Below are 26,151 nucleotides of genomic sequence, written 5' to 3' on the forward strand. Positions count from 1 at the left end.
CGCCGATGACCAAGACCGCCCTCATTGTCGAAGACGAGATTTTCGTCGCGCTCGACCTGGAGAGAATCCTCACCGATGCCGGATACGGCGTCGTGGGGATCGCGGCGGATCGTGACAGCGCCATCGCGGCCGCACCTGGGTGCAGCTTTGCGTTCGTCGACATCAATCTGCGCGACGGACCGACCGGGCCGGAGATCGCCAAGCGGATGGCGAAGGAACACGGCATCAAGGTCGTGTTCGTGACCGCCAATCCCTCCCAGATCGGCGACGCCGAATGCCTCGGCTACATCCGCAAGCCGTTCAGCGATGCGGCAATTCTGGCCGCCGCGGCCCTGGCCTGTAACGAAGAGCCGATCGTCAACGACGATGTCGTAAAGGTCGTCAGCGGCTGAACGCAGCCTTCGGTATGGTCAGGTCGACGACCAGCCCCGAATCGTCCCACGTCCGTTTCACGCTGCCGCCCAACTGACGCACGGCGCTCATTTCGATCAGTTGCGTACCGAAGCCCGCCGGCGTGGCCGGCTCGGTGACGGGCGGACCGCCCTCTTCACGCCAGTTCAGCGTCACGGCGTTGTCGACAGCGGTTATCGTGATCTGGACAGATCCAAGCTCGGTCGCCAGCGCACCGTATTTGGTCGCGTTCGTGGCAAGCTCGTGGAACAGCAAGGCGAGCGGCGTGGCCGAGCGGTCGTCGATCGCCACATCGTCGCCGGTCACGCTGAGACGGGCACCGTCGATCCGCTGATAAGGCTCGAACAGTTCCTTTAACAGACCGTGCAGGCTGTTCTGCGCGGCAGTCGGACGCGAGTTGGCGCTGTGCGGGCGGACGAAGTCGTGGGCGCGACCAAGGGCATTGATCCGGTGGCGCAGGTCGGTTGCGATGCCCGTAAACTCGGGCTTGCCGCGCGCGGAGAAGGCGATCAGCCCGGCGATCACCGCGAAGATGTTCTTGATACGGTGGCTCAGCTCCTGGCTGATGACCTCCCGTTCCTCATAGGCGAGCTTTTGTTCGTGAATGTCGGTGCAGGTTCCGAACCAGCGGGTGATCGTGCCGTCCTCAGCACGTATCGGCAGCGCGCGGCCCAATACCCAGCGGTAGGTATTGTCGAAATGCCGTAGCCGGTACTCGATGTTGTACGGCTCGCCGGTGTCGAGCGAGTGGTTCCAGATGGCCCATGCGCGATCCTGGTCCTCGGGGTGGAACATGTCGTTCCAGCCCTCGCCATCGGTCGTGCCGGCAGGTGCCCCGGTAAACTCGTACCAGCGCGCATTGAAATAATCGTGGAACCCGTCCGGCAGCGTCGACCACACCATTTGCGGCATCGTATCGGCAAGCGTGCGGAACTTCCGATCGCTCGCCTCCAGCGTACGGCGTGCCTCGGCCTCGGCAAAGGCCTGTTCGCGCGCCGTGCGACGGTCGTCGAGCCGTCCCATCGCGGCCTTGGCAAGGAGCGTGAGACCGTCGCGCTGGAACCGTGTCAGCCCTTCGCGAGGCTTGTTCGCGAGTACGCAAAGCGCGCCCAGCGGCACGCCCTCGCTGGAGACGAGCGGCGCGCCCGCGTAGAACCGCACATAGGGCTCGCCCGTCACCAGCGGGTTGTCGGCGAAGCGCGGATCGGCCTGCGCATCGGGGACTTCCATCACCTCGTGATGATGCATGGCGTGCGCGCAGAACGACATGCTGCGCGGCGTCTGCTCCAGCTCGAAGCCGGTCCGCGCCAGAAAACGCTGAAATTCCTCCTCGACCAGGCTCAGCAACGCGACCGGGGCGCCGCACAACTCGGCTGCGAACGCCACGATATCGTCGAGCTGCCCCTTCGCACGCGCCCCGGCGACGTCGTAGGCCGAGATCACGCGCGACCGCTCGGCCTCGTCGAAGCCGGTTGCGGTCGGGCCGGTAGCGGTCGGAACAGGGCTCAGCGTCGTCACGGCGCTTAGAACGGTACGTCGTCGTCGAGATCGTCCGAGAAGCCGCCGGTCTGGCCGAAGCTGCCGCCTCGCGCACCACCACCGCCACCGCCGGAAGGCGCGCTGCCGCCGCGGCTGCCACCGCCGCCGCCGTAACCGCCGCCGCCGCCCGACGAACCACCGCCGAAGTCGTTGCCACCGCCACCGCCGCCGGCCCAGTCGTCGCCACCGCCGCGGCTACCACCGCCGCCGCCTGCACCACCGCCTGCGCCGCCGTTCGGACCGTCGAGCATCGTCAGGACGCTGTTGAAGCCCTGCAGCACGATCTCGGTCGAATATTTGTCCTGGCCCTGCGCGTCCTGCCACTTCCGGGTCTGGAGCGCGCCCTCGATATAGACCTTAGAGCCCTTGCGGAGATACTTTTCGGCGACGTTCGCCAGACCTTCGTTGAAGATCGCGACCGAGTGCCATTCGGTCTTTTCCTTGCGCTCGCCCGACATCTTGTCCTTCCAGGACTCCGACGTCGCGATGCGCAGGTTGACGACCTTGCCGCCGTTCTGGAACGCCTTGCTCTCCGGGTCGCGACCCAGATTGCCGACGATGATGACCTTGTTGACGCTGCCTGCCATGATGCCCCTCAGAGGCCGGCGAACATCGCCAGCCAATATGTGATTCCGGCCATGATGTAGGCGGCGGCGAACAAATAGCCAACCATGAAGGCCGGCCATTTCCACCCGTTGGTCTCGCGACGGGTCACGGCGATCGTAGAAATGCACTGCGGTGCGAACACGAACCACATGAGGAAGGCGAGTGCAGTCGGCAGGCTCCAGCGGCCGCGCAGGTTCTCGACCATCGCCTTGCCGCCCTGATTGCTGGCGGGATCGTCGATCGCGTAGACCGTGCCGATCGCGGCGACCGCGACTTCGCGCGCGGCCATCGCCGGGATCAGCGCGAGCACGATGTCGCGGTTGAACCCGATCGGCGCGAACACCGGCGCGATGCCGTTGGCGATGCGCCCCGCGACCGAATAATCGACCGCGGAGATCTTTGGCGCACCGGCTGGCTGCTCGGGCGGCTTGGGGAAACTCAGCAACACCCACAGGATGATCGTCGAGGTGAGGATGATGCCGCCGGCGCGCTTCAGGAAGATCTGCGCGCGACTCCACAGGCCGATGGCGACATCGCGCCACTGCGGCCACTGGTATTTCGGCATCTCCATCATGAAGCCCGACGACACGCCCTTGGTCACTGTCCGGCGCAGTACCAGCGCGGCGACGAACGCACCGACGATGCCCATCACGTACAGCCCGAGCATCACCAGCCCCTGCAACCCAACGAACGGCAGCACCTGCGTGTTCGGGATGAACGCGCCGATGATCAGCGTGTAGACCGGCAGGCGCGCGGAACACGTCATCAGCGGCGCGATCAGGATCGTGGTCAGCCGGTCCTTCTCGTCGTCGATCGTCCGCGTCGCCATGATGCCGGGGATCGCGCATGCGAAGCTCGACAGCAGCGGGATGAACGCGCGGCCGGACAGCCCGACGCTCGCCATCACCCGGTCCATCAGGAACGCCGCGCGGACCATGTAGCCGCTCGCCTCGAGAACGAGGATGAAGAGGAACAGGATCAGGATCTGCGGCAGGAACACGATCACCGCGCCGACGCCGGCGATCACGCCGTCGACGAGCAGCGAGCGGAGCAGCGAATCGGGCAGTTCGGCGGTCAGGAACGCCTGCAACGCGGTGAAGCCCGCATCGATCGCGTCCATGAACGGCTGCGCCCAGCTGAACACCGCCTGGAACATCAGGAACATGATCGCGAGCAGCAGGATCGGGCCCGCAACGGGGTGCAGCGCAACCGCGTCGAGCATGTGCGTCCAGCGGCGGACTTGCGTCTCCGATACGGTCGCCGAAGTGGCGATAACGCGGGCGCGGCGCTGGAGCGTGACGATGTCGTCCTGGACGCTTCCGTCGGATTTGCGAAGCCGCATCGGGCCGTTGACGACGATGCCGGACAGCGCGGCCCTCAGCTCGTCTAGGCCACGCTTGCGCACCGCGACGGTCGGGATGACCGGCACGCCGAGTTCGCGTTCGAGCACCTTGGGGTCGAGTTTCAGGCCGTCGCGTTCGGCGAGATCGACCATGTTGAGCGCGACGACGACCGGCAGGCCGAGCGCGATCAGCTGGAGCGTGAAGCGGAGGTGATTGTCGAGATTGGCGGCATCGACGACGACGACCAGCGCGTCGGGAAGGCGCTCGCCGTCCTGCGTGCCGGTGACGACGTCGCGCGTGACGCGCTCGTCGGGGGAGGAGGGTTCGAGGCTGTACGCGCCGGGCAGGTCGACCAGTTCGATCGGTCGCCCGTCGTCGAGCATAAGCCGGCCTACCTTGCGCTCGACCGTGACGCCCGGATAATTACCGACCTTCTGGCGCGCACCCGTGAGCGCGTTGAACAGCGCGCTCTTGCCGGCATTGGGATTGCCGACCAGCGCGACCAGCGGTGCTGCGTTCATTTCAGAAGGATTATTCGGCCGCGGCAGGCATTGGCGAAACGTGGATCGCGCCCGCGACCGCACGGCGGAGCGCAACGGTCATGCGGCCGATCCGGCAGGCGATCGGCCCCTGGCCGAGCGTCGCGCGGTGCAGGACCTCGACATCGACACCCTCGTCGAAGCCCAGTTCGCGCAGGCGCCGCGCCTCGGGATCGGCAAGTCGCGCCCAATCGATCGTGGCAACGATGCCATGCTGCTTGCGGGGCAGCGTTTCGAGGCTGACGGAACGATCGTAGCGAGTGTCCATGATGCGACTGATTATCAGTAACCGATCCGCAAGGAAAGCCCAAAGCCGATCAACTGATCGATAACGCCCCGTCATCCTGACGAAAGTCAGGATCCAGAGCCACGTAAGTCACCGTCCGCGGCTCTGGATCCTGGGTCGAGCCCAGGATGACGGGAGGTTGGTGATCGCCCCGCGCTCAAATCTTCAAGCAGTCGGGTAGCGTAGCCGGCCAACAAATCGCGACAGGCTGAAACCATGCTCGGTTCGCTTGAGGAAGCCGGCCTTGGCCTTTTCGAACTGCATGATCCCATCGATGCGGCGGCCGAGGAACGCGCGGGTATCGGCGTGCCCTTCGCTCTCGTCGTCGAGGAACACTGTGACCGTCGACGCATAGACGCCGAGCAGGATGGTCCGCTTGGTGTAGTAATTATAGTCGGTCGTGACGTCCCCGGCTGCACGCCAGATCGTGTCGACCGTCCGCCAGCCGAGCCGCGTCGTCTTCGCCAGGTTCTGCGGGAGCGCGAGGATCGCCAGCGCGCGGCGCAGCGATTCGCGGTCCGCCGCGGTCGCATCGAGCCGCGCCTCGACCAGCGCGGTGATTTTCGCGCGAACCTTCATGACGGCGAGCCGCTCGGGCGGCACGGCGTCAAGCATCACGTCATCGATATGCGCGAACCACGCATCGATCATGTCGACCGGGCCGTCCTTGAACGCCAGTGCCGCGACGTCCTTGTCGATGCCCGCCGCGTCTGCGGCCATGTCGCGCGCGGCGTCGCTCCAGCCGTCGAAGGCCGCGTTGGCGGCGATGCCGGGCGCCAGCAAGGCGCGAATTTCGTCGAGCGTAAGGTCCTGGGTCATACCGTCTCCTGCCGTTCAAAATCAGGCGTATCAAGCGCGTCTTCAAGAGGGGGGCCCTGCCGGACGAGCACCAGTGCGATCGCGACCATCACCACACCGACCAGATCCGCCACGCCGAGGTGCTCGCCATACACCAACCAACCGACAATGCCCGCCACCACCGGCTGGATCAGCAGCGCGATCCCGATCACCAGCGGCGTGAAGCGGCCGAGCGCATAGATCATCAGTCCTTGCCCGAGCACCTGGCTGCACAAGGCAAGCCCGACCAGCGGCCCCCAGTGCGTCGGCCATACCCGCTCGCCCATCGCCATCGCGAACACGAGCAGCGGCACGATGCCGGCTAGCGTCGACAGCGTCAGCGCGGAAACCGGGGCGAGCGTCGCCCGCGCGCGCGCCATCAGGATGAAATAGACCGTGTAGAGCAGCCCCGCGAGCAGGCAGAACAGATCACCCGCCAGGTTCTTCGGATCAAGCTGGTACGACTGTCCGAGCAGCAATGCGCCGCCCGCCGCCGCCAAGGCCAATGCGAACCCTTGCGTCCGCGTCGGCCAGCTTCGCACGATCAGGAAGCCATAAATTGGGAAGATCAGCGTCGCGACATTGCCGAACAGCGTCGCGTTGGCGAGCGTCGTTCGCAGGATCCCCAGATGCCAGGTGCCCAGGTCCGCCGCGAAGCACACCCCGCCCGCGAGCAACCCGGCCCATAGCTTCCACCCGAGCCGCATCGGCCGCGCGCCCTGCTGGACCGCCAACACGATCAGGAACGGTACCGCCAGCGTGAGCCGCCAGAACCCTGCCGCGACTGGTCCGACCTCGGTCGCGCGCACGAACCACGGCCCGAACGCGAGCGCGACGTTTGCCACCACCAGCGCTGCGAACGCGATCAAACCCGGCGCAGTGGGCGATGCCGCATCGGGTGCCGTATCGGGCACGCTAGATAATCTTTGCGGGTCGCGGCGATGCATGCCGCGCTGTAGCCTCCTATCTTGCGCCCGTCAGGCCAATAAGGAGCTTCCATGCCTAGCCTTTTCGATCCGATTACCCTTGGCGCCGTCGACGCGCCGAACCGCATCCTCATGGCGCCACTCACCCGCGGGCGTGCCGACAGGGATGCCGTCCCCACCGACATGATGGTCGAGTATTACACGCAGCGTGCAAGCGCCGGCCTGATCATCTCGGAGGCCACCGGCGTCAGCCGCGAAGGCCTTGGCTGGCCGTTCGCGCCGGGTCTGTGGACCGATGCGCAGGTCGCCGCCTGGAAGCCCGTCACCGACTCGGTCCACGCAGCCGGCGGCCGGATCGTCGCGCAGCTGTGGCACATGGGTCGTCAGGGCCATTCGTCGGTGTACGAGACGCAGCCGGTCTCGTCGTCGGCCACCAAGACCGAAGGCCAGGCGCATACGTTCGAGGGCAAGAAGGACTTCGAGGTCGCGCGTCCGCTCGAACTGAACGAAATCCCGCGCCTGTTGAACGACTATGAGCTGGCGACGAAGAACGCGCTCGCCGCGGGTTTCGACGGCGTGCAGATCCATGCAGCCAATGGCTATCTGATCGACCAGTTCCTGCGCGATAACGCCAACCTGCGCACCGACGAATATGGTGGCTCGATCGAGAACCGCGTCCGCCTGCTGCGCGAAGTCGCCGAGCGCGTCGTCTCGGTCGCCGGTGCCGACCGCGTCAGCGTTCGCCTGTCGCCCAACGGCGATTCGCAGGGTGTCGACGACAGCAACCCCGAGCCGCTGTTCACGGCCGCCGCTAAGGCGCTGTCCGATCTCGGCATCGCGTTCCTCGAACTGCGTGAACCCGGCCCCGACGGTACGTTCGGCAAGACCGACGTGCCCAAGCTCAGCCCGGCGATCCGCAAGGTGTTCAAGGGCGTGCTGGTCGTGAACTCGGATTACGACACGCTGGAGAAGGCGCAGGCCGAACTCGACACCGGCAATGCCGACGCGATCAGCTTCGGCCGGCCGTTCATCGCGAACCCCGACCTGCCCGAGCGCCTGCGCGACGGTGCGCCGCTCGCGAAGGACGATGCGAAGACGTGGTACAGCCAGGGCCCAGAGGGCTATGTCGACTACCCCGCGCTCGAGACTGCCAACGCGTAAGCGTTGATTGTCACCGGTGACGCCATCGCCTAGCAGCGCGCTTCCGCGCCGCTGATGGCGCACCGGTGACGACAGGATTATCCATGACCGACGGCTGGGGCTGGCCGAAAAGCGACCGACTGGCCGGTACGCCGCTGTCCGATACCTCCGACCGCGCCGCCCGCCGTGCGGAGGATCGCGAGCGCCGCGCGCAGGAACGCTTGGCAGCAGCCGAACAGCGATCCGAGTCGCGGATCGCCCAACGCGACGCCTTGTCGCAGGAACGCGAACGCGCGCGCGAATCTCGTCGCATCGAGGAAACCGCGCGGCACGAGACGCGCCTGAACGCGCCGCCCACCAACGACGTCGAAGCGCTGAAAATCTCCAAACGCCGCCGCTCGGGCGCACTTGCTCGCAGCGGGGAGGAAACGAAGAAAGAGCGTGATACGCGAAGCTACACGACGATCGTCGACCCCCAGCGGATACGGACATTGGCGGATCGCGGTGCGTCGCTGGCTGCGCTGGCGGGGGCGTTCGGTATCAGCGTCGAGGAGGTCGAGGCGGCGTTGCTCGAAACGGCAGCCGAGACCTGACAGTCGCTCAGTTCGCCCCGCGATCCTCGGCTAGCCAGGCTTTTGCTGCGTCGATATCGAGGAAAGTCCGGCAGGTGTCGGCCTTCAGATAGCGTTCGGTCTGCAGCTTGGCCAAATGCGACGCGACGACCGCGGCGATCGGTGCGGAAGTCATTTTCAGCGCCTTGGGCATCATCGCTTCGAGCGCCTCGATCACCTTCACTGGCTGGATCGCGGCCTTGCGCAGGTCGGCCAGAACGACGAACCGGCCGTGATACAGGCGCGCCGCCGCGCCGCGCGCGAGCAGCTCGGCGGAGAATGCCGCCGCCGTCGCCACCGACCAGAACCCTTCGGTGACGATAGTGAGCGTCTTGGTCGGGGCGTCGAAGCTGATCGTGTACATGCCGCCGTCCGCTAGCATCGGCATCTTAACGATATGCTGTCACTGATGTTCAATCCGTACCGGGCAAGTCGACGTGAATCCGCCGGAACCGCGCCTCGATCAGGCTGTACGCGCCGAACAGCGCGAGGCCGATTCCGGTAAGCACGAGCAGCCACTTGCCGCCCGGTTGCGATTGCAACCGCTGCAGCGCCTCGGCCACGCCGCCGGCATCGCTGGCATGCGCTGTCCAGGCGGCCAGTGCGAACAGTCCGGCGACGATCAGGAAGACGAGCGCGCGCGCGCCATAGCCGATACGACCCATCGTGCAGACATAGCCGGGGGCGGGGGCATCACCGCGCAGGTCGTGGATGAAATCGCCACGCCACGCCTTTTGCGCCTGCTGGAATGCAGCGACCAGCACGCCGACCGCGACCGCGCCGACCAGCACACGTCCGGCCGGTTGGTCGAGCAGCAAGGCGGTCCAGTCGCGTGCGCTGTCGTCGCCTGGCGAGACGGCGGCGTCGCGCGATCCGGTCTTCATGGCAAGCTTGGCGGCGGTCCAGGCGAGGATCAGATGCGCGATCCCGCTGATGACATGGCCGATCCGCTTGAAGCTGCCCTTGACGTCGCTGCCGATCTGCTCGGGGTTCGCTGCCGCCTCTGTCAGCCGCCAGATCGCATAGCCGAGCAGGCCGGCGGCGACGATCGCCAGCAGGACCGGGCCGAACGCCTCGTCCGCGATCGAGCCGATCGCGCCCTGGTTGTCGGCGATCTTGCCGCCGCGTAGTGCCGCGTCGACGGCGAACCACCCGACCAGGATATATACCACGCCGCGCGCGGCAAAGCCGAGCTTGGCGAGCCACGTCGCATTCACGTCCGAAATCATGACAGCCCCCCTGTTACGCAGGCCATAACGGTGCGGAAGGCTGGACGTTCCTGGGAGGTGGACGGCATGCCGTTGCTCGATGCGGGTTATTATGACGGCGGCGCCTGCAGACCGGCAAAACCCTCTGCCGCATCCTCCTGCGTCTTTGCCTTTGTCGTCCCTCGATGGGAGGGAACGGCCCGCGAAGTCCTCGCCACGGGCAGGGTCAGGGGGAGGCTATTTGCCAGGTGTGTCGATCGTGGGAATATCGAGCCGAGCGCCGTCGAGCGTCTTGTCGATCCGAGCTTTGGAAGTCGCCTCGACCGCCTTCTCCGCCGCGGTCCGGCCAAACAGCCGCCGGTTCTGGTCCGCCCGTACCGAAGCCTCGGCGCGCGCCCGCTGCTTCCGTACGAGCCGCAGGTTGATCACCTCACCCACGTGCGTGGCTCACGCGAGGAAGCGATCCTTCAGCGCCAGCATCGCCAGCGCCGCGTTCGCCGCGCCGCCGCCCTTGTCGCCCTCGGTCGGACGCGCCCGCGCCAACGCCTGCGCCTCGTTCTCGGTCGTCAGGATGCCGTTGCCGATCGCCAGGCCGTCCATCGTCAGCTGCATGATCCCGCGGGCGCTCTCGCCGGCGACGATCTCGAAATGATAGGTCTCGCCGCGGATTACCACGCCGAGCGCGACATAGGCGTCGAACGTCTCGCTTTCGGCCGCCAGCGCGATCGCACCGGGGACTTCGAGCGCGCCGGGGACGGTGATCGTCTCGTGCGTGTGACCGGCGGCTTCGATCGCAGCCTTCGCGCCCTCGACCAGCAGGTCGTTCAGGTGATCGTAGAACCGGGCTTCGACGATGAGGAGATGGGCCATCAGTTCGGGCTTTCTGCGTTCAGGGAAGCGATCGGCCGCTCGCCGACGATCGACAGGCCATAGCCGTCGAGTCCGACCAGCGTGTGATGCGTGTTGGTGATCAGCACCATGTCCTGGACGCCGAGTTCGGTCAGGATCATCGCGCCGACGCCGTAGTCGCGCAATTCCTCCATGTCCGGGGTGATTTCCGCACCGGCCTTCTTCATCACCGCGGAGGTGAACGCGTTGCCGCGCGGGCGGTTGATGACGACGATCACGCCGGCGCCCTCGTCCGCGATCATCTGCATCGAACGCGCGAGGATGCGCCCGCGATCGCCCGATTCGCCGAAGATGTCGGCGAACGGCGACAGCGCGTGCATGCGGACGAGCGTCGGCTTGGCGGGGTCGATCCTGCCCTTGACCAGCGCAACCTGCTCGGTGCCGGTCGCCTTGTTCCAGAACGTCAGCGCGCTCCAGTCGCCGCCCCATTCGGAGGTGAACTTCGCTTCCGCACGCTTCTCGACGAGATGATCGTAGCGGCGGCGGTATGCGATCAGGTCGCGGATCGTGCCGATCTTGACGTTGTGGAACTGCGCGAAGGTGACGAGGTCGTCCATCCGCGCCATCGTGCCATCCTCGTTCATGATCTCGCAGATCACGCCCGAGGGGTTGAGGCCGGCAAGCCGCGCGACGTCGACTGCCGCTTCGGTGTGGCCGGCACGGATCAGCACGCCACCGTCGCGCGCGACCAGCGGGAAGACGTGGCCGGGGGTGACGATGTCCGCCTTCTGCTTGGTCGCGTCGATCGCTACCGCGATGGTCCGCGCGCGGTCGGCGGCGGAAATGCCGGTCGTCACGCCTTCGAGCGCCTCGATCGAGACGGTGAACGCGGTCTCATGCCGCGTGCCGTTGTTGCGGCTCATCAGTTCGAGGCCGAGTTCCTCGGTGCGGTCCCTGGTCAGCGCGAGGCAGATCAGGCCGCGACCGAACTTCGCCATGAAGTTGATCTTTTCCGGCGTCGCCATTTGCGCGGGGATGACGAGGTCGCCTTCGTTCTCGCGATCCTCGTCGTCGACCAGGATGAACATCCGGCCGTTGCGCGCTTCGTCGATGATCTCTTCGGGGGTCGACAGATAGCCGTGCTTCAGGCGCGAGAGTTCGCCAGTCCGTTCGGCGGTACGATCAGCGGGCAAAGGCACGGTAATGCTCCATTCTTTGGAGGTAGCGGGCGAGAACGTCGATCTCGATATTGACCGATTGTTCCACGTGGATCGTACCGAGCGTCGTAACGCCCCAGGTATGCGGAATGATGTTGAGGCCGAATTCGACCGACCTTTGCCCATCCGGGCCATCGACGTCGCGAACGCTGTTCACGGTAAGCGAGACCCCGTCGATCGTGACCGAACCCTTGGGCGCGATGAACGGCGCGATGTCTTCGCCTGCGCGGATGGTGAGGCGGTGCGAGCCGCCTTCCTCCGCCACGGCGACGACGGTGCCGAGACCGTCGACATGCCCGGTGACGATATGGCCGCCAAGTTCATCGCCGAGCTTCATCGCGCGTTCGAGATTGAACTTGCGTCCCTCGGTCCACTGATCCTTCGCGGTGCGGCTGATCGTCTCTCCCGAGACATCGACGGCGAACCAGTTCGCGCCGCCCTCTTCAGCCGATTTGTCGACGACGGTCAGGCAAACACCCGAGCACGAGATCGACGCACCGAGGTCGATGCTGGCGGTGTCGTAAGCGGTACTCACGATCACGCGCGTATCGCCGGGCGATTCCACGCTAGTGACGGTGCCGATGTCGGTGACGATTCCGGTAAACATTATGCCTCGTTTCGTTCGCGCTCGTAGACCTCGAGCCGGTCGCTGCCAAGTTGTCGCGCATCGACGATCGCCCACCGGCCATGCGCTTCGGCCAGGTCGGCAAGGCCGATATCGCGCAGGGCAGGCGTGCCGCCGCCGATCAGGATCGGTGCGCGGTACAGGAGAAGGCGGTCGACGAGATCGGCCGCCAGGAACGCCGACGCTACGGCCGCGCCGCCTTCGACCAGGATGTGGTCGACGCCCGACAGCGTGGCGATGTCGTGCGGCGCGGCGATCACGGTCCAGCCCGACATGTCCCGGACCGTCGAAGATAAAAGCACGCGCTGCGGTGCGCGTGCGGCCAAGCCCGGCAACCGCACATCGAGTCGCGGTGCATCCGCGTCATACGTGCCGCGACCGACGAGGATGGCCTCGTGCCGACTCCGCTCGAGATGCGCATGGGCGCGCGCTCGAGGACCGGTGATCCAGCGACTCGAACCGTCCGCCATCCCGATGCAGCCGTCGAGCGATGTCGCGAGTTTCAAGGTAACGTGAGGGCGGTCGACCGCCTGCCGCGTCAGGAAGCCGGCCATCGAACGGCGGGCTTCGTCCGAACGAATGCCGTGCGTCACGGCGATGCCCGCGGCCTCCAGTCGGGCGAACCCCTGGCCTGCGGTTCGTGCGTCGGGATCTTGAAGGCTCGCGACGACTCGCGATACGCCTGCTTCGATCAGGAGGTCGCTGCACGCCGGTCCGCGCGGCGACCGGTGCGCACACGGTTCGAGCGTGACGTAGGCGATGGCCCCTCGCGCGTTCGCCCCGGCCTGGGCCAACGCCATCGCTTCGGCATGCGGACGTCCACCCGCCTGCGTCCAGCCGCGTCCGACGACACGGCCGTTGCCGACGATCACGCAGCCGACATTGGGATTGGGCGCGGTCCGTCCGCGGCTTCGCTCGGCAAGCGCCAGTGCGACGCCCATCCAGCGTGCGTCCGCAGCCTGGGTCAGATCCCCATGGCCTTCAGCTTGTCGTCCAATCGCTTGAATGACGCGCGCGTCTCGTCCTCGCGCGCCTTCTGCTCGGCAAGCGCCTTGGCCTTGATCGGCGCGTCGATCTTCTGCTGCGCGATGATCTGCGCATCGGTGCGATCCGCCGGCCATTGCTCGACATAGATGATTTTCGGGCGGTATTCCTTCTCGACGTACGAGTCCTTCATGAACGCGTAGATCAGGAAGCTGGTGACGCCGAGCGCGGCCACGAGGAACACGAGCTCGTACGGCCGGCGCTGGCTGAAGAAAAGCCGCAGGTCGCGATAGGCGACGATCGGCGAGAAACGACTGAAAAAGCCCATGTTGCGCAAGATAGGGGGGCGGAGCCGGCTAGGCCAGCCCCGCAAGACCTAGCTTTGGTTCTGGCGCGCAAACCTCAGCGACATCGCCCCGGGTTTCGCCCGCTCCACGCGACCTGCCTCTCAGCGCGCCGCCAACCGCTCCAATGCCCGCTCACGACCGATCAACGGCAGTAGCGCGGCCATGTCCGGGCCATGATCACGTCCGGTCAGTGCGCGACGCAACGGCAGGAACAGCGCTTTGCCCTTCCGCCCCGTCTCGGCCTTCAGTCGCGCGGTCAGCGCGTGCCAGGGATCGCTCGACCAGTCGATCGCCCCCGCCGCGGCCAGCGCCCGATCGAGATAGTCCGCCTCGACGTCGTCCGGGACAGCTATGGGCCCCTCGATTACGCCCCACCAGTCTGCCGCATCGGCCAACGTCACCAAATTTGGGCGCACCGCCTCCCAAGCGGCCATGTCCATCCCCTCGGGCAACCGCTCGGCCACCTCTTCGAACGGCAGCGCATGCAGGATCCGCGCGTTCAACTGCGCCAGTTCAGTCTCGTCGAACCGTGCCGGCGCGCGCCCGAACCGTGCGAAGTCGAACCCCGCGATCAGCGGCGCGGCGTCGGCGATCGGTTCGACCGGATCGCTCGTCCCGATCCGTGCTAGCAGCGCGCGTACCGCCTGAGGCTCGATCCCCACCTCGCGAAAATGGTCGACGCCGAGTGAGCCAAGTCGCTTCGACAGCTTGCCTTCCGCGCCTGTCAGCAACGCCTCGTGCGCGAACCGCGGCGGTGTCACGCCGAGTGCCGTGAACATCTGCAACTGGAGCGCGGTGTTCGATACATGATCCTCGCCGCGCACCACGTGCGTGACGCCCATCTCGGCATCGTCGATCGCCGACGGCAGCATATACAGCCACGATCCGTCCGCGCGCCGGATCACCGGGTCGCTCATCGTCTTCGCCTCGAAATGCTGCGGTCCGCGGATCAAATCGTCCCAATCGATCGCCGAGTCGTGATCGAGCTTGAACCGCCAGTGCGGCTGCACGCCGTCCGTCTCCAGCTTCGCCCGCGCGTCCTCGTCCAGCGCCAGCGCCGCGCGGTCGTAGATCGGCGGCAAGCCGCGCCCGGCCTGGATCTTGCGCTTCAGGTCGAGCTCCTGCGTCGTCTCGTACGCCGGATAGACGTGGCCGCTCGCGACCAGTGCCGCGAACCGCGCCTCGTACAGCGCGAACCGCGCCGACTGCCGCTCCTCTGCGTCGGGCGTCATGCCGAGCCAGTCGAGATCGGCACGGATCGCGTCGACGAAGCGTTCTTCGCTGCGTTCGGGATCGGTATCGTCGATCCGCAGCACGAACGTGCCGCCATTGGCCCGCGCGAACATCCAGTTGTGGAGCGCGGTGCGGATGTTGCCGACGTGCAGCCGGCCGGTGGGGGAGGGGGCGAAACGGGTGATCACGGTCATGCAGCCGCTGTACGTAGCCGCGCGCCGACGGGCAAACCCTTCCACCAATCGGAACCTGGGCCTAAGGGGTGCGCACTATCGAGCGGGAAATAGCTTCATGAAACTGATGACCGGCAATTCGAACCTGCCGCTGGCGCAGGAAATCTCGGCCTATCTGGAGATCCCGCTGACCGACGTCAGCGTGCGGCGGTTTGCGGACGAGGAGGTCTTCGTGGAGATCAACGAGAACGTCCGCGGCGAGGACGTGTTCGTGATCCAGTCGACCGGGTATCCGGCCAACGACAACCTCATGGAACTGCTCATCATGATCGACGCGCTCAAGCGTGCGTCGGCGCGGCGCATCACTGCGGTGATCCCGTACATGGGCTATGCACGGCAGGACCGGAAGCCGGGCCCGCGGACGCCGATCTCCGCCAAGCTCGTCGCCAACCTGATCACCGTCGCGGGCGCGAACCGCGTGCTGTCGGTCGACCTGCACGCCGGCCAGATCCAGGGCTTCTTCGATATTCCGACCGACAATCTCTATGCGGCGCCGGTGATGTCGGCGGACATCCTCGCGCGGTTCAAGGGCAAGAACCTGATGGTGGTGTCGCCCGACGTCGGCGGTGTCGTCCGGGCGCGCGTGCTCGCCAAGCGCCTCGACAACGCCCCGCTCGCGATCGTCGACAAGCGTCGCGAACGCGCGGGCGAGTCTGAGGTGATGAACATCATCGGCGAGGTCGAGGGACGCTTCTGCATCCTGGTCGACGATATCGTCGATTCGGCGGGAACGCTGTGCAACGCGGCGGCGGCGTTGAAGGAAGCGGGGGCCGAGGATGTCGTCGCCTATGTCACGCACGGCGTGCTGTCGGGCGGTGCGGTCGCGCGCGTCGAGGGCTCGGAACTGCGCGAACTGGTCATCACCGATTCGATCGGGAATCACGAGGTCATCAAGGGCGCGCACGGCAAGATCCGACATCTGCAGATCGCACCGCTTCTCGGCGAGGCGATCAAGCGGATTGCGGACGAAACGAGTGTGTCGAGCCTGTTTGACTGACTGACGGGCGCAGGCGCTAGCGCCGATGCCCGCAATAGCGGGCGGCGCCCGGCACGGCCGGCGGTCGGCTAAGGCCGAACCGTCCGACGGCGGCTTTGCCGACGGCGCGCCAACCGGCACCACCTCTACCTCCGCCGTATTAACCCCGCCCGTCATCCTGACGAAAGTCAGGACCCAGGGTTACGAACGATGGCGCCTGTGGCTCTGGGTCCTGACTTTCGTCAGGATGACGGGATGGGTTTGTCGTCGCCGTTACGCCTTCTCACATCGGCAGATACGAAAAGACCCGCGGCACTTGGTGTGCCGCGGGTCTTTTCGAATACCAGACAGAAGAGCGGATCAGCCCTCGTAGTCGGCACCCAGATTCTGGTTCCGCGGCGGCGCTGCCGCGGTCAGGCGAAGCGCCTCTGCCGACGCCGACAGGCTGCCGACTGCATCGACCTCGTCGTCGTCATCGACGCGAACCTTTTGCAGGCCCTGGATGACCTGTTCCTTGAGATGCGCCGGCTTGACGTTCTCGTCGGCGATCTCACGCAGCGCGACGACCGGGTTCTTGTCGCGGTCGCGCTCGAGCGTCAGTTCGGCGCCGCCCGAAATCTGGCGCGCACGCTGGGCCGCGAACAACACAAGGTCGAACCGGTTTGGGATTTTGTCGACACAATCCTCGACGGTAACGCGCGCCATGCGGCTTCCTTCGTAACAACGATAGAATGAGAACGCGTCGCCTAGGGGAGATGGCCTGCAAAGTCAAGAAATCCGCCGCGAGCCCGCCGCGGGTTGCCACTCGTACCCCGCTTGTCCATCACGCGTCGCATGGACGATCCTGCAGACCAGCCGACTTTCGCCGTCGACGGCAACCAGATGACGCTGCTCGATACAGGCCCGCGACGCCTCGACGCAGTGCTTGCGCTGATCGATGGTGCCGAGCGGACGTTGCGCATACTCTACTACATCTACGCCGACGACGAGTCCGGCAAACGGGTGAATGCAGCGCTGATCGCCGCCGCCGAGCGCGGGGTCGAGGTCGCGCTGATCGTCGACGGCTTCGGCAGCGACGACGCCCCCCAGGCCTTTTTCGAGCCGTTGGAAACCGTCGGCATATCGGTTTGCCGCTTCTCCGCCAGATTCGGCCGCCGCTACCTGTTGCGCAACCACCAGAAGCTCGCGCTTGCCGACGAAGCGCGGATCATCATCGGCGGCTTCAACATCGAGGACGATTATTTCGGCACTGCCGCGGAGCAGGCCTGGCGCGATCTCGGCCTGCTCGTCGAAGGGCCGGCGGCTGGCAGGCTTGCGGGGTATTTCGACGCTTTGAAGGACTGGATCCACGAGCCCAAGGGCAAGCTGCGCCGACTGAACGCGGCCCTGTCGCACTGGAGCGAGACCAAGGGTGCGACGCGGTGGCTGATCGGCGGGCCGATGCGGAAACTGTCGCCCTGGGCGCGCGCGGTGCGCGACGACATGCGGCATGGGCGACGGATAGACATCATCGCCGGGTATTTCACGCCGAGCCCCGCGCTGCTGCGGCGGCTCGACAAGGCCGGGCGACGGCAGGCGGACGTCCGCATCGTCACCGCCAGCAAATCGGACAACAACGCGACTATCGCCGCCGCGCGGTTCACCTATGCCGGACTGCTGCGCAAGGGCGTGCGGCTGTTCGAATACCAGCCGACCAAGCTGCACACGAAGCTCTATGTGATCGACAATGCGGTGCATATCGGTTCGGCGAACTTCGACATGCGCAGCCTGTTCATCAACCTCGAACTCATGCTGCGGATCGAGGATGTCGCGTTTGCGACGCACGTCCGGGCGTATATCGACGGCGAGGTGGCGAAGTCGACCGAGGTGACGAAGGTCTCGTACAAGGCGAACACCGGCTGGATGCAGCGGCTGAAGCAGCTTGGTGCGTATTTCGTGGTGGCAGTGGTGGACCCGAGCCTGTCGCGCGGGCTGAACTTCGGGATCGACGAGTAGGGGGCGGGGGCTTGGGTGAGTTGGGGGATCGAACCTTCCCGTCCCGTCATCCTGACGAAAGTCAGGATCCAGGATGGTAAAGGGCAGCGGCTTGTGACCCTGGATCCTGACTTTCGTCAGGATGACGGAGAAGGTTTGGCCTGAACTGGAGTAGCACCAGCGCCGACGGCAAAGCCGCCGTCGGACGGGTTCGGCTATTTTAGCCTACCCGCCGGCCGGGCCTGAAGCTGCGCTCCGCGCATCGGCGCGGGCGTTGCCGCGCCTGCTTCAGTCCTTCCACGCCCAATACAACTGCGCCGGGGGCACGTTCCACCACTCCATGTCGTGATCGATCGACACGAAATGCGGCGTCAGGAAGTCCTTCACCTTGGGCGAGAACTGATAGACCAGGAACGCGCCGCCGGTGCGCAACACCGCATGCGTAGCTGCCGCGATCGCCGGGCCGACGCCGGGGGGCAGCGTCGAAAACGGCAGGCCCGAGAGGACATAATCGGCTTTTTCGAAGCCGTGATCCGCAACGATCGTCTCGACTTCGTCCGCCGACCCCAGCACGGCGAAGAAACGCGGATCGGTGATCGTGTGGCGCAGGTATTGGATGAACTCGGGGTTGGTATCGATCACCACCAGCTTGGCGTCGGGCGCCATGCGGTCGAGGATCGGGCGGCAGAAGGTGCCGACGCCAGGCCCGTATTCGACGAACAGCTTGCAGTTCGCCCAGTCGACCGGACCGAGCATCTTGCGGATCAGCTTGTCCGACGACGGCACGATCGATCCGACCATGACCGGGTGTTTCAGGAACCCTGAAAAGAACATCTGCCACGGGGACGGCACGCCAGCGGGTCTGCTGCGTGCACGCCGGGCGGCGGTGGTCGAACTGGGCATCGCGTTCCTTACGGTCAGGGGTCCCGCACGCTGGCGAGGCTTTGGCCCTCCCGTCGCACGAATTCCGAACGCGTTTCAAGGCTCCGGGTTGCATGCGGCGACGAACCGAAGCGGAAGTCGTGCTGTGCCAAGTGGTTCTGACTGCCTTGCCAAGCGTATCGCATCGCCTAAGCATGAATGATGGCCGATGATCGTACAGGACAGATAGCCGTCGTTTTCGTGTCGATCCGTAACGACGCGGACGCGGTCGGCTATGGCGAAGCCGCAGCGGCCATGGATGCGCTGGCCGCCGAGCAATCCGGCTATCGCGGCGTCGACACTACGCGCGACGAGAATGGCACCGGGATCACCGTGAGTTATTGGGAGGACGACGCGGCGGCGATCGCGTGGCGCGACCATCCCGAGCACGCCGCGATTCGCGAGCGTGGACGAGCGCTGTGGTACGACAGCTACTCGGTGACCGTCGCGCGGGTCGAGCGCGGCTATGCTTGGGTGCGGTCATGATCGGCCCGATGATTGGGGGGGCGACCGAAGGCCCTAAGGTCGACCGTCGCTTCGCGTTGATGTTCCTCGTCATGCTGACGATCGCGGCAGGCAATACCGCACTGCAGTCGGTGCTGCCCGCGCTCGGCCGGTCACTGGGTGTCGCCGACAGCGCGGTGGCGGCGGCGTTCTCGGTCTCCGCATTGCTGTGGGTGATCGCCGCGCCGTTCTGGGCGAACCGGTCGGACAGGCACGGCCGGCGCGCGATGATCCTGCTCGGCGTCGGCGGGTTCAGCGTGTCGCTGACCCTGTGCGGGGTATTCCTGATGGCGGGGATCAACGCGTGGATCGGTGGCACCGCGGCGTTCCTGTGCTTCATCGGCGGGCGGCTGATCTACGGAACGTTCGGCGCCGCCGCGCCACCCGCCGTGCAGGCGCTCGTCGCCGGCGAGACGACGCGCGAGGAACGGACCAAGGCGCTGACGTTGCTCGCCTCCGCGTTTGGGCTGGGCACCATATTGGGGCCGGCGATCGCACCGTATCTGATCCTGGGGTCGATCGGCGGTGTCGAGATCGGGCTGGCCGGACCTGCGTTTTTGTTCGCGATATTCGGTGTGGCGGTGTGGATCACGGTGCGGCGGATGCTGCCCGACGACCGCATAGTCGCCCCGCACGAAACCCACGGCGCGAGTTCGGCGTATCCGTCGATCGGCGGCGCCCCGACCGGCGCTTCGGTCGCCGCTGCGACCGGATCACATGTCGAGCATGTCGGCTACACCGATCCCCGGATCCGCGCGTGGATGATCGCCGGGCTGGTGATGGGCCATGCGCAGGCGATGACGGGGCAGGCGATCGGCTTCCTGGTGATCGACCGGCTCCATTTGGCCCCCGCACTCGCGCTGGAGCCGACCGGCATCGTCCTGATGATGGGCGCGGGCGCGGCGCTGCTGGCGCAATGGGGAATCATCCCGCGCCTGAACATGAGCCCTCGGCAACTCGTGCTGACCGGCCTCGTGCTGGCGGCGGCAGGGACCGCGCTGACCGGGTTGGCGACATCGCTCTACGGGATCGCGACGGCCTATGCGCTCGCGAGCCTCGGCTTCGGCTTCACGCGACCGGGCTTCACGGCGGGGTCGTCGCTCGCGGTCGGGGCGAACGCGCAAGGCTCGGTCGCCGGCAAGGTGACCAGCATCAACGGCGCGAGCTTCGTGCTGGGGCCGTCGATCGGCGTCGGGCTGTACGAGGCCCAGCATTCCCTCCCGTATCTGGTCGCGGGCGCGGCGTGCGTGGTGATGATCGCCTATGCCTGGGTAGCGCTGAAAGACGCGCAAGACGGTTCGGCTGGATGATGCGAATGGCCGGTTGGGATGCACGCATCATTGTGATGCGCGCGTCCCTGAGCCCGTCAAACCGTTGCGTTCCGCTCCGCTACTTTGCCGAGGCCGCGATGCAGTACAAAAGCACCGGAACCCCGATCAGCAGGATCATCAATAACAGATTTATCTGAAGCATCCGGTTCAGCCATGTCGGCTGCTCGCCGGAGTCGTCATCCGCCTCCACCGTCCGAAAGTCCTCGACAACGTCCATGTCGAATTTATTCGAAAAGAAATGCCTGGGTTGCATCCGCAAGAAAGGTTGCGTCGAATTAGCGTGATCTTGCAGGTCTGGGTTCACCGACGGGGTATCGCCGGACTTCGAAACAGGGTCTGACATGCTGTGGTTTCCGTTTACTCGAGATCATGGGCGCGCAGAGCACGTCCCAAAGGTCAGATCGAATAAAGCCCGAACTCAAACGGCCGATAGCCGCGAGTCCGGGCTAACCACGTGCGGCGAGTTGCCCGGAGTGGTCGCGGAAACGCTTATGTGTCGCGGGAGCGTACATGGAGATTACATCGGGGTCATTCCCGGTAATGTCAACACGCGGCGATCGGGGCGCGAATAGTCGTTCGATCGCTGGCCTATGCATATCGCGAATACGTAAAGGCTCCTCTCCAGTATTACAGAGGGGCGGCGATCACCTAGCGCGATCGGGTGGGACTCGCCTCGCGCTCAGAGGTCTAGGTCGCTCAGCGAGGGGTGATCGTCTGGGCGACGACCGAGCGGCCAATGGAACTTGCGATCGCTTTCCGCGATCGGGCGATCGTTGATCGAGGCGATGCGGCGGGCCATCAGCCCGGCATCGTCGAACTCCCAATTCTCGTTGCCGTAGGATCGGAACCAAGCACCGCTATCGTCGCGCCACTCATAGGCAAACCGCACGGCGATCCTGTTGCCGTCATGCGCCCAGACCTCCTTGATCAGGCGATAGTCCAGTTCCTTCGCCCATTTGCGCGTCAGGAAGGCGACGATCGCATCGCGGCCGGTCAGGAACTGATCACGGTTCCGCCAGACGCTGTCGGGCGTATAGGCCAACGCCACCTTCGCGGGATCGCGACTATTCCATGCATCTTCGGCCATGCGCGCCTTCTGCGAGGCGGTCGCATGGGTGAACGGCGGTAGTGGGGGTCGAGACATGGCAGCACCTGTAGACGGGTTCGTACCGAACGGTACAACATGGCTGTTCTAGCGCGAAGGTCCGGCGGCATGCCCGTCGGTCGCGCCATCCTCGATACTCCCACCCGGCAGCAACCGGGTGGGAGTCGTCCTTCTATGCGTCACAGAACGCGGTTTAGTCGTCCGTCTTCTTGGGGAAGGCAAAGCCGAGCGGCTGGATGGCCGTCGCGTCCTGCTTGAGGCGGGCAGCCATCTGTTCGTATTCGCGTTCGGTTTCCGGGGTCACGCTGGCGCGGGACTCCTTCAGGGCGCCGTCGAAGTCGGCCATCGTCACGTCGATCGAATCGATCGACCTGCGCAATGCCACCAGGCCCGCGCGACGGACGACGTCCTCCAGATCCGCACCGCTGAAGCGATCGGTGCGGTCGGCGAGGCGGTCGAGATCGACGTCGGACGCGAGCGGCATCTTCTGGGTCTGGATGCCGAGGATGCGGCGGCGGCCGGCTTTATCGGGAACGCCGACATAGACGAGCTCGTCGAACCGACCGGGGCGGAGCAGCGCCGGATCGATCAGGTTCGGGCGATTGGTCGCGCCGATCACGACCACCGACTGCAGTTCCTCAAGCCCGTCCATCTCGGCGAGGATCGTGTTGACGACCCGCTCCGTCACCTGTGGCTCGCCTGCACCGCTACCGCGCGCCGGCACCAGCGAGTCGAGTTCGTCGATGAAGATCACGCACGGCGCGACCTGGCGTGCGCGCTGGAACAGGCGAGCGATCTGCTGCTCGCTTTCGCCATACCATTTGCTGAGCAGGTCGGACGATTTGGTAGCGATGAAGTTCGCCTCCGCCTCGCGCGCGACCGCCTTCGCCAGCAGCGTCTTGCCGGTCCCGGGCGGACCATAGAGCAGGAAGCCCTTGGCCGGCCGGATGCCGAGCCGGCGGAACGCGTCGGGGTTCTTCAGCGGGAGTTCGACACCCTCCTTCAGCCGCATCTGCGCATCGTCGAGACCGCCGACGTCGGCCCAGCGCACGGTCGGCGCCTGCACCATGACTTCGCGCATCGCCGATGGCTGGACGCGCTTCAACGCCCCCAGGAAATCCTCGCGCGTGACCGACAATTCGTCGAGCACTTCGGGCGGGATCGTCCGCTCCTCAAGGTTGAGCTTAGGCATGATCCGGCGGACGGCCTCGATCGCCGCCTCGCGGGTCAGCGCGGCGAGATCGGCCCCAACGAAGCCGTAGGTCGTGCGCGACAGCTCGTCGAGATCGACGCGGTCGCCGAGCGGCATGCCACGCGTGTGGATGCCGAGGATCTCTCGACGGCCGCGCTCGTCGGGCACGCCAACGACGATCTCGCGGTCGAACCGGCCGGGACGACGCAGCGCCTCGTCGATCGCCTCGGGACGGTTGGTCGCGGCGATCACGACGAGGTTGGCGCGCGATTCGATGCCGTCCATCAACGTCAGCAACTGCGCGACGAGGCGCTTCTCTGCCTCGCCCGATACCTGGCCACGCTTCGGCGCGATCGAATCGATCTCGTCGATGAACACGATCGAGGGCGCAGCCTTGGCGGCCTGCTCGAACACGTCTCGCAGACGCGATTCGGACTCGCCATAGGCCGAGCCCATGATCTCGGGCCCGTTGATCAGGAAGAATTGCGCGTCGGACTCATTGGCGACGGCCCGCGCGAGCCGCGTCTTGCCGGTGCCGGGAGGACCATGCAGCAACACGCCCTTGGGCGGATCGACGCCCAGCCGCTGGAACAATTCGGGGTAGCGCAGCGGCAATTCGACCATCTCGCGCAACTGGTCGATGGTCTGTGCCATGCCGCCGATATCGTCATAGGTGACGTCGGCGCGGCGCGCGGCCTGCGGCTCCTCATATTCTGAGCGCAGTTCGATCTCGGTATTTTCGTCGATATGCACCACGCCCTTGGGGCTGGCGGCGATCACCGCGAGGCGGATCTCCTGGAGCGCGTACGCCGGCGCGTTCATGAACTGCTGGACGCCCGGCGGCATGTCGCCGACGCGCTGATGCCCTGCGGTCGCGACGATGTCCCCCTGGCAGATCGGCCTACCGAGGAAGGTGCGCTTGAGCGCGTTGGTCGAGCCCTGGAGGCGAAGGTTCTGCTGCGCGGGCGCGAAGACGACGCGGGTCGCTGGTTTCGACTCGGCTTTCCGCACCTCGACGTAATCGCCCGAGCCGACGCCGGCATTGGCACGCTGCAATCCATCGAGGCGCAGAATGTCGAGACCCTCGTCCTCCGGATACGGACCGACGGCACGCGCGGGCGTGTTCTGCTTGCCGAGGATCTCGATCACGTCGCCTTCGCCGATGCCGAGCGTCGCCATCAGCGCGCGCGGCACATGCGCCAGACCGCGTCCACTATCCTCGGGACGCGCATTGGCGACCTGAATTTTCCGCGTCGGGGTTTCGCTATCGGGCATCTCGACTCCTTCGAACTCGAAGCGTGTCAGATGGGGAATGGGTTCCGGGCTTGCGAGGACTTGAACCGGCGCACCGGCTCGAATTCGCTGCCACCAGCCGTCGCAGCGACGATAAAAGGGCTGTCGACAAGACAAAAAAAGGGCCGGCCAATGAAGGCCAGCCCGTGAAAGTTTTTAGGAGAGGATGCCTGAAAGGCGAGGTCTTTTTGCGTCGAGGCGGTTCATGTTGCAAGTGCGAATGAAACCGCTACGATTGCGCTAACTGCAATCGTACGCATGAATGCGTCCGGCAGTCATGGTCACGATCGAGATAGGGATATCATGCGCAGGCTGCCGCCACTCGGGGCGATCGAGGCATTCGTGCAGGTCGCGCGACTGGGTTCGATCAAGGCCGCCGCCGAGGATCTGGCGTTGTCCGCGCCTGCGCTTAGCCGGCGTGTGCAGAGCCTCGAACGGTTCATCGCGAAGCCGCTGTTCGCCAGGCGCCACCAGGCGATGGTGCTGAACGCGGACGGTGAACGCCTGCTCGCGCAGATCGCCCCGGTGCTCGACTCGCTGTCGGATGCGGTCGAATCGATGACGAGCGCGACCGAAGTCGTGCGCCTGCGATTGGGGATACTGCCGCTCTACGCCTCGCAGAAGCTGTTTCCGCGGCTCGGCGAACTGCGCGTGGCGCACCCCGAGCTGCATCTGGATATCGATACCGCCGCACATCTGGTGACGCGGCTCGGCGATGGGTTGGACGCGGTGATCGCGTTGTCGCGCGAGATCGATCCGTCGCTGTACGCGCGGCGGCTCGATCGCAATTCGGTGTACGTGATCGGCGCGCGTAGCCTGCTCGAGCGCGCCGATCCGATCACGCGGCCCGAACAACTCGCGACGCTGACCGCGTTGGTACACCGCGACATGACGGATACCTTCACCGCATGGCGCACGTCGGCGGGGCTCGAGGATATCGAACCGCTGGCGATCGATCATTTCGATTCGGGTGCGCTGATGCTGGAGGCCGCCGCGCAGGGCCTCGGCGTCGCGTTCATGCATGCGAGCCATTTCGAGGACGCGAACGATCCACGACTTGTCCGGCTGTTCGATATCGAAGTGGAGAGCCCGTACAGCTACTGGTTCGTCTGCCGCCCACGGGCGTTGCAGACCAAGCCGGTGAAGCTGTTCCACGATTGGCTGATCAGAACGGTGACCGAAGTCTAGAGACGTCCGTCATGCCGGGCTTGTTCCGGCATCCACGGTTCCACAAATTCGATAGTCTTGAGAATGCGGAACGGTGGACCCCGGAACTTGTCCGAGTTGACGGAGGTGGTTGGTACTACGTCACCCTCCACTCAAGCGCGTCGCGGCAAAGCCGCGCCGTCGGACGAAGCTCTGCTCCGCCGGTCGGCTTAGCCTGTCTCCGGCGCAGCTGTGCTGCGCCGGAGACAGGCTTCAGCTCAGGCCGCGCGTGCCTTGATGATCTTGCCCGGCGCCTTCGGAGGCTCGCCCTTCGGCAGCGCGTCGACCAGGTCCATGCCGTCGGTGACCTGGCCCCACACGGTGTACTGCTTGTCGAGGAAGCGCGCGTCGTCGAACACGATGAAGAACTGCGAGTTCGCCGTGTCGGGCTGGTTGGTACGCGCCATCGAGCAGACGCCGCGGACATGCGACTCGGCCGAGAATTCCGCCTTCAGGTTGGGCTTGTCCGAACCCGACGTGCCGGTGCCGGTGGGATCGCCGCCCTGCGCCATGAAGCCCGGGATCACGCGGTGGAACACGACGCCGTCGTAGAAGCCGTCATTGGCCAGCTCGACGATCCGCTCGACGTGCTTGGGGGCGAGATCGGGACGCAGCTTGATCGTGACGTCGCCACCTTCGAGGGTGAGCGTCAGCGTTTCGGGGGTATCAGCCATTCATGTTCTCCTGAATTGATGCGCGGCAGATAGGGAGCCGC

The 26,151-nt window shown here is 65.8% G+C and carries 29 protein-coding genes; 8 read left to right on the forward strand and 21 right to left on the reverse strand.

All coding sequences use genetic code 11. The annotated features are described in order from the left end of the window. The first annotated feature begins 5 nt into the window (after positions 1 to 5). Positions 6 to 392, forward strand: coding sequence for a response regulator (locus U1707_RS10935; RefSeq protein WP_332800489.1), 387 nt, complete (start codon positions 6 to 8; stop codon positions 390 to 392). On the opposite strand, the gene U1707_RS10940 is transcribed toward U1707_RS10935, so the two are convergent. The 6 genes from U1707_RS10940 to U1707_RS10965 form a co-directional block, all read right to left on the reverse strand. Then, the gene (locus tag U1707_RS10940) at positions 382 to 1,920 is read right to left on the reverse strand and encodes a sensor histidine kinase (protein WP_443025695.1); all 1,539 of its coding nucleotides are present in this window, start codon (positions 1,918 to 1,920) and stop codon (positions 382 to 384) included. The two genes, U1707_RS10935 and U1707_RS10940, sit on opposite strands and share 11 nt — an antisense overlap. 14 nt (positions 1,921 to 1,934) lie before the next feature. Further along, complete coding sequence (gene ssb, locus U1707_RS10945) at positions 1,935 to 2,537, reverse strand: single-stranded DNA-binding protein (protein ID WP_332800102.1); 603 nt, start codon at positions 2,535 to 2,537, stop codon at positions 1,935 to 1,937. 8 nt (positions 2,538 to 2,545) lie between these two features. Next, on the reverse strand, positions 2,546 to 4,420 hold the full coding sequence (gene feoB / locus U1707_RS10950) for a ferrous iron transporter B (RefSeq protein ID WP_332800103.1): 1,875 nt from the start codon (positions 4,418 to 4,420) through the stop codon (positions 2,546 to 2,548). Positions 4,421 to 4,430: 10 nt separating this feature from the next. Beyond that, on the reverse strand, positions 4,431 to 4,706 hold the full coding sequence (locus U1707_RS10955) for a FeoA family protein (protein ID WP_332800104.1): 276 nt from the start codon (positions 4,704 to 4,706) through the stop codon (positions 4,431 to 4,433). 183 nt (positions 4,707 to 4,889) lie between these two features. Further along, complete coding sequence (locus U1707_RS10960) at positions 4,890 to 5,543, reverse strand: COQ9 family protein (RefSeq protein WP_332800105.1); 654 nt, start codon at positions 5,541 to 5,543, stop codon at positions 4,890 to 4,892. Then, complete coding sequence (locus tag U1707_RS10965) at positions 5,540 to 6,508, reverse strand: DMT family transporter (protein ID WP_332800106.1); 969 nt, start codon at positions 6,506 to 6,508, stop codon at positions 5,540 to 5,542. The genes U1707_RS10960 and U1707_RS10965 overlap by 4 nt, the downstream gene beginning before the upstream one ends. 51 nt (positions 6,509 to 6,559) lie before the next feature. Between U1707_RS10965 and U1707_RS10970 the strand changes: the two genes are divergently transcribed. Further along, a complete protein-coding gene (locus U1707_RS10970) occupies positions 6,560 to 7,648 on the forward strand; it encodes an alkene reductase (RefSeq protein WP_332800107.1) in 1,089 nt (362 codons plus the stop codon). Between the two features lie 83 nt (positions 7,649 to 7,731). Continuing rightward, positions 7,732 to 8,220, forward strand: a complete 489-nt coding sequence (locus U1707_RS10975; protein WP_332800108.1) for a hypothetical protein — start codon at positions 7,732 to 7,734, stop codon at positions 8,218 to 8,220. A gap of 7 nt (positions 8,221 to 8,227) precedes the next feature. Here the strand turns inward: U1707_RS10975 and U1707_RS10980 are convergent, their stop codons facing one another. From U1707_RS10980 to gltX, 9 genes are all read right to left on the reverse strand, one after another. Continuing rightward, the gene (locus U1707_RS10980; protein ID WP_332800109.1) at positions 8,228 to 8,626 is read right to left on the reverse strand and encodes a hypothetical protein; all 399 of its coding nucleotides are present in this window, start codon (positions 8,624 to 8,626) and stop codon (positions 8,228 to 8,230) included. A 25-nt stretch (positions 8,627 to 8,651) separates the two neighbouring features. Then, entirely contained in the window at positions 8,652 to 9,467 is an 816-nt protein-coding gene (locus U1707_RS10985) for a DUF1206 domain-containing protein (protein ID WP_332800110.1), read from the reverse strand. Positions 9,468 to 9,683: 216 nt separating this feature from the next. Then, on the reverse strand, positions 9,684 to 9,884 hold the full coding sequence (locus tag U1707_RS10990; protein WP_332800111.1) for a DUF4169 family protein: 201 nt from the start codon (positions 9,882 to 9,884) through the stop codon (positions 9,684 to 9,686). 9 nt (positions 9,885 to 9,893) lie between these two features. Then, on the reverse strand, positions 9,894 to 10,316 hold the full coding sequence (gene ribH / locus U1707_RS10995; protein ID WP_332800112.1) for a 6,7-dimethyl-8-ribityllumazine synthase: 423 nt from the start codon (positions 10,314 to 10,316) through the stop codon (positions 9,894 to 9,896). After that, the gene (gene ribB, locus U1707_RS11000) at positions 10,316 to 11,596 is read right to left on the reverse strand and encodes a 3,4-dihydroxy-2-butanone-4-phosphate synthase (RefSeq protein ID WP_443025696.1); all 1,281 of its coding nucleotides are present in this window, start codon (positions 11,594 to 11,596) and stop codon (positions 10,316 to 10,318) included. The genes ribH and ribB overlap by 1 nt, the downstream gene beginning before the upstream one ends. Continuing rightward, positions 11,478 to 12,119, reverse strand: coding sequence for a riboflavin synthase (locus U1707_RS11005; RefSeq protein WP_332800113.1), 642 nt, complete (start codon positions 12,117 to 12,119; stop codon positions 11,478 to 11,480). The genes ribB and U1707_RS11005 overlap by 119 nt, the downstream gene beginning before the upstream one ends. Then, positions 12,119 to 13,078 (reverse strand): bifunctional diaminohydroxyphosphoribosylaminopyrimidine deaminase/5-amino-6-(5-phosphoribosylamino)uracil reductase RibD, encoded by a 960-nt coding sequence (gene ribD / locus U1707_RS11010; protein WP_332800114.1) that lies wholly within the window; start codon positions 13,076 to 13,078, stop codon positions 12,119 to 12,121. Before ribD ends, U1707_RS11005 begins: the two co-directional genes overlap by 1 nt. Positions 13,079 to 13,101: 23 nt before the next feature. Further along, positions 13,102 to 13,449, reverse strand: coding sequence for a hypothetical protein (locus U1707_RS11015; RefSeq protein WP_332800115.1), 348 nt, complete (start codon positions 13,447 to 13,449; stop codon positions 13,102 to 13,104). A gap of 120 nt (positions 13,450 to 13,569) precedes the next feature. Beyond that, positions 13,570 to 14,895 carry a glutamate--tRNA ligase gene (gltX, locus tag U1707_RS11020; protein WP_332800116.1) on the reverse strand — a complete coding sequence of 442 codons (1,326 nt, stop codon included), beginning with the start codon at positions 14,893 to 14,895 and terminating at the stop codon, positions 13,570 to 13,572. Between the two features lie 97 nt (positions 14,896 to 14,992). On the opposite strand from gltX, the gene U1707_RS11025 reads away from it, so the two are divergent. Beyond that, positions 14,993 to 15,931, forward strand: coding sequence for a ribose-phosphate pyrophosphokinase (locus U1707_RS11025; RefSeq protein ID WP_093398251.1), 939 nt, complete (start codon positions 14,993 to 14,995; stop codon positions 15,929 to 15,931). Positions 15,932 to 16,270: 339 nt separating this feature from the next. Here the strand turns inward: U1707_RS11025 and rpoZ are convergent, their stop codons facing one another. After that, positions 16,271 to 16,615, reverse strand: coding sequence for a DNA-directed RNA polymerase subunit omega (gene rpoZ / locus U1707_RS11030; protein WP_056053686.1), 345 nt, complete (start codon positions 16,613 to 16,615; stop codon positions 16,271 to 16,273). Positions 16,616 to 16,744: 129 nt separating this feature from the next. On the opposite strand from rpoZ, the gene U1707_RS11035 reads away from it, so the two are divergent. After that, positions 16,745 to 17,905, forward strand: a complete 1,161-nt coding sequence (locus U1707_RS11035) for a phospholipase D-like domain-containing protein (RefSeq protein WP_332800117.1) — start codon at positions 16,745 to 16,747, stop codon at positions 17,903 to 17,905. A gap of 267 nt (positions 17,906 to 18,172) precedes the next feature. Here U1707_RS11035 and U1707_RS11040 read toward each other — a convergent pair whose 3' ends face one another. Then, positions 18,173 to 18,787, reverse strand: coding sequence for a class I SAM-dependent methyltransferase (locus tag U1707_RS11040; RefSeq protein ID WP_332800118.1), 615 nt, complete (start codon positions 18,785 to 18,787; stop codon positions 18,173 to 18,175). A 180-nt stretch (positions 18,788 to 18,967) separates the two neighbouring features. Here U1707_RS11040 and U1707_RS11045 point away from each other — a divergent pair, with 180 nt between their 5' ends. Both U1707_RS11045 and U1707_RS11050 read left to right on the forward strand, forming a co-directional pair. After that, positions 18,968 to 19,291 carry an antibiotic biosynthesis monooxygenase family protein gene (locus U1707_RS11045; RefSeq protein WP_332800119.1) on the forward strand — a complete coding sequence of 108 codons (324 nt, stop codon included), beginning with the start codon at positions 18,968 to 18,970 and terminating at the stop codon, positions 19,289 to 19,291. Further along, the gene (locus U1707_RS11050; RefSeq protein WP_332800120.1) at positions 19,288 to 20,619 is read left to right on the forward strand and encodes an MFS transporter; all 1,332 of its coding nucleotides are present in this window, start codon (positions 19,288 to 19,290) and stop codon (positions 20,617 to 20,619) included. Before U1707_RS11045 ends, U1707_RS11050 begins: the two co-directional genes overlap by 4 nt. A gap of 79 nt (positions 20,620 to 20,698) precedes the next feature. Here the strand turns inward: U1707_RS11050 and U1707_RS11055 are convergent, their stop codons facing one another. The 3 genes from U1707_RS11055 to U1707_RS11065 form a co-directional block, all read right to left on the reverse strand. After that, positions 20,699 to 20,983, reverse strand: a complete 285-nt coding sequence (locus U1707_RS11055; RefSeq protein ID WP_332800121.1) for a hypothetical protein — start codon at positions 20,981 to 20,983, stop codon at positions 20,699 to 20,701. 336 nt (positions 20,984 to 21,319) lie between these two features. Beyond that, entirely contained in the window at positions 21,320 to 21,784 is a 465-nt protein-coding gene (locus U1707_RS11060; protein ID WP_332800122.1) for a nuclear transport factor 2 family protein, read from the reverse strand. A 154-nt stretch (positions 21,785 to 21,938) separates the two neighbouring features. After that, positions 21,939 to 24,212: a CDC48 family AAA ATPase gene (locus U1707_RS11065; protein ID WP_332800123.1), complete on the reverse strand. Its 2,274-nt coding sequence runs from the start codon at positions 24,210 to 24,212 to the stop codon at positions 21,939 to 21,941. A 321-nt stretch (positions 24,213 to 24,533) separates the two neighbouring features. Here U1707_RS11065 and U1707_RS11070 point away from each other — a divergent pair, with 321 nt between their 5' ends. Beyond that, the gene (locus U1707_RS11070) at positions 24,534 to 25,418 is read left to right on the forward strand and encodes a LysR substrate-binding domain-containing protein (RefSeq protein WP_332800124.1); all 885 of its coding nucleotides are present in this window, start codon (positions 24,534 to 24,536) and stop codon (positions 25,416 to 25,418) included. Between the two features lie 236 nt (positions 25,419 to 25,654). On the opposite strand, the gene U1707_RS11075 is transcribed toward U1707_RS11070, so the two are convergent. Then, positions 25,655 to 26,110, reverse strand: coding sequence for a peptidylprolyl isomerase (locus U1707_RS11075; protein ID WP_332800125.1), 456 nt, complete (start codon positions 26,108 to 26,110; stop codon positions 25,655 to 25,657). Positions 26,111 to 26,151 lie beyond the last annotated feature (41 nt).

The organism is Sphingomonas sandaracina (assembly GCF_036663695.1).
GTDB lineage: Bacteria > Pseudomonadota > Alphaproteobacteria > Sphingomonadales > Sphingomonadaceae > Sphingomonas.